Here is a 3,155-nt window from a genome sequence, read left to right as displayed (position 1 = left end):
TCGCATACCTATGTATTCAGTATGCGATGACCCAGAGGGCCGGGTTTCCCCATTCGGAAATCTGCGGATCAAAGTGTGTTTGCTCACTCCCCGCAGCTTATCGCAAGCTACTACGTCCTTCATCGCCTGTAATCGCCAAGGCATCCACCATGTGCACTTATTCGCTTGTCCCTATAACGTTGGCCCCTGCATGAGTRTCAGGGAACGTCATAACAACAAGAGTTCAGCTTACTATGTTTGTTGATACAACAGATTACTACCCTAAGTGTGCATCTGATCGTTGGATCAGCTACACGCTTAAAGAAAACTTTACTTCTTCCAGATTGTTAAAGAACGAGAACTACACTTACCTAAAACTTCAGTCTTACGTAAAGGTAGTGGTGGAGGATGACGGGATCGAACCGACGACCCCCTGCTTGCAAAGCAGGTGCTCTCCCAGCTGAGCTAATCCCCCGACGCATAACGTGGTAGGGCTGGTTGGACTCGAACCAACGACCCCCGCGTTATCAACACGGTGCTCTAACCAGCTGAGCTACAGCCCCGAAAACTCTTCTCGTTTAACTTTATTAACAGCCGATAAGCGTRGRCGCTTGATGWTGAGCTTTCGCTCCAGTGCCACTCTAGAAAGGAGGTGATCCAGCCGCACCTTCCGATACGGCTACCTTGTTACGACTTCACCCCAGTCACGAATCCTACCGTGGTAAGCGCCCTCCTTGCGGTTAAGCTACCTACTTCTGGTAAAACCCGCTCCCATGGTGTGACGGGCGGTGTGTACAAGACCCGGGAACGTATTCACCGCGGCATGCTGATCCGCGATTACTAGCGATTCCAACTTCACGCAGTCGAGTTGCAGACTGCGATCCGGACTACGATACACTTTCTGGGATTAGCTCCCCCTCGCGGGTTGGCGGCCCTCTGTATGTACCATTGTATGACGTGTGAAGCCCTACCCATAAGGGCCATGAGGACTTGACGTCATCCCCACCTTCCTCCGGTTTGTCACCGGCAGTCTCATTAGAGTGCCCTTTCGTAGCAACTAATGACAAGGGTTGCGCTCGTTGCGGGACTTAACCCAACATCTCACGACACGAGCTGACGACAGCCATGCAGCACCTGTGTTCAGGCTCCCTTTCGGGCACCCTCCRATCTCTCGRAGGTTCCTGACATGTCAAGGGTAGGTAAGGTTTTTCGCGTTGCATCGAATTAATCCACATCATCCACCGCTTGTGCGGGTCCCCGTCAATTCCTTTGAGTTTTAATCTTGCGACCGTACTCCCCAGGCGGTCTACTTCACGCGTTAGCTGCGTTACCAAGTCAATTAAGACCCGACAACTAGTAGACATCGTTTAGGGCGTGGACTACCAGGGTATCTAATCCTGTTTGCTCCCCACGCTTTCGTGCATGAGCGTCAGTCTTGACCCAGGGGGCTGCCTTCGCCATCGGTGTTCCTCCACATCTCTACGCATTTCACTGCTACACGTGGAATTCTACCCCCCTCTGCCAGACTCCAGCCTTGCAGTCTCCAACGCAATTCCCAGGTTAAGCCCGGGGATTTCACGTCAGACTTACAAAACCGCCTGCGCACGCTTTACGCCCAGTAATTCCGATTAACGCTCGCACCCTACGTATTACCGCGGCTGCTGGCACGTAGTTAGCCGGTGCTTATTCTTCAGGTACCGTCATTAGCCCCAGGTATTAACCAGRRCCGTTTCTTCCCTGACAAAAGAGCTTTACAACCCGAAGGCCTTCTTCACTCACGCGGCATTGCTGGATCAGGCTTGCGCCCATTGTCCAAAATTCCCCACTGCTGCCTCCCGTAGGAGTCTGGGCCGTRTCTCAGTCCCAGTGTGGCTGGTCGTCCTCTCAGACCAGCTACTGATCGTCGCCTTGGTGAGCCTTTACCTCACCAACTAGCTAATCAGAYATCGGCCGCTCCARRAGCATGAGGTCTTGCGATCCCCCACTTTCWTCCKTAGAWCGTATGCGGTATTAGCGTAACTTTCGCTACGTTATCCCCCACTYYTGGGTACGTTCCGATRTATTACTCACCCGTTCGCCACTCGCCGCCAGGTTGCCCCGCGCTGCCGTTCGACTTGCATGTGTAAAGCATGCCGCCAGCGTTCAATCTGAGCCAGGATCAAACTCTTCAGTTTAATTCCTGTTTTTGCCATCGGCTTTCGCCAACAGCAGATCGCTCACTCAAAATACTGACCGTCACTCATTGCTGAGCAACGTATTTCTTTTGCGTGAACATTTGATAATTTAAGCATTCAGCACCCCGAAGGATGCTGGCACYTCATCAAACGCCCACACTTATCGACTGTTTATTGTTAAAGAACTTCGTATTCGGTACTGCCTTGCTGCACTTGCGAATCGTTTTGTTCGTCAGCAGCAGAGGAATGAGATTATGCAGCGTTTCGCTTAACTCGTCAACCCCTCGTCTGTTTCTTCGCACCATCGTTGCCAACTCAACCGCTCGGCTTGCGGCATTTTGGTGCGCTGCAAAACAGGACGCGCACTATAACAAACCGGATGGCCGCCGCGCAAGACCCGTTGTGCGGTCGCCACTTACCCCTCCAGAAGGCCAATTGACGTTTAAGCAATAATCGCCGAGTATTGTGAACACTGAGCTAGAAATTATATCAATCTGCCTGAAAGACTCCGGTGACTCTCGACACCCACCAGATCCTGGCTCTCGCACCCGATTCCGCCTCGGCCAAGGCCGGCAGCCAGCTGGCGACGTCGCGGAACTGGGCCAATCTCGGCAAGAGCGATGGCGCCCTGTGGGGCGAATGCCAGGGGAGCGGCAAGACCCCGTACCGGACCCAGATCGACCTCGGCGGGCCCGCCTTCAAATGCACCTGCCCCAGCCGCAAATTTCCCTGCAAGCACGGCCTGGGCCTGTATCTGTTGCGCGCGTCCGAGCCCATGCTGTTCGGACAGATCGACGAACCGGCATGGGTGAGCGACTGGCTRCAGGGCCGCCAGGTACGCCAGGAAAAGAAGGCAGAAAAGGCGGCGGCGCCTGAAGCCAGTCCGGAAGCGGCGGCCATCGCCGCGGCCCAGGCCGCCAGGTACGCCAGGAAAAGAAGGCAGAAAAGGCGGCGGCGCCTGAAGCCAGTCCGGAAGCGGCGGCCATCGCCGCGGCCCAGGCC

General features: G+C 54.7%; 1 protein-coding gene, 2 tRNA genes and 2 rRNA genes. 1 reads left to right on the top strand and 4 read right to left on the bottom strand.

All coding sequences use genetic code 11. The features are described 5' to 3' along the window. The 4 genes from AC1DYX_RS29795 to AC1DYX_RS29780 form a co-directional block, all read right to left on the bottom strand. A 23S ribosomal RNA gene (locus AC1DYX_RS29795) occupies positions 1-171 on the bottom strand; the annotation flags it as partial. Positions 172-378: 207 nt separating this feature from the next. After that, positions 379-454, bottom strand: a tRNA-Ala gene (locus AC1DYX_RS29790). Positions 455-465: 11 nt separating this feature from the next. Beyond that, a tRNA-Ile gene (locus tag AC1DYX_RS29785) sits at positions 466-542 on the bottom strand. An 82-nt stretch (positions 543-624) separates the two neighbouring features. Next, positions 625-2,153, bottom strand: a 16S ribosomal RNA gene (locus AC1DYX_RS29780). Between the two features lie 511 nt (positions 2,154-2,664). On the opposite strand from AC1DYX_RS29780, the gene AC1DYX_RS29775 reads away from it, so the two are divergent. Further along, a partial coding sequence (locus AC1DYX_RS29775) for an SWIM zinc finger family protein (RefSeq protein WP_477265625.1) occupies positions 2,665-3,155 on the top strand: 491 nt, incomplete at its 3' end.

This window comes from Massilia sp. P2_C2, assembly GCF_056404615.1.
This window is presented reverse-complemented; position numbering and strand designations above follow the sequence as displayed.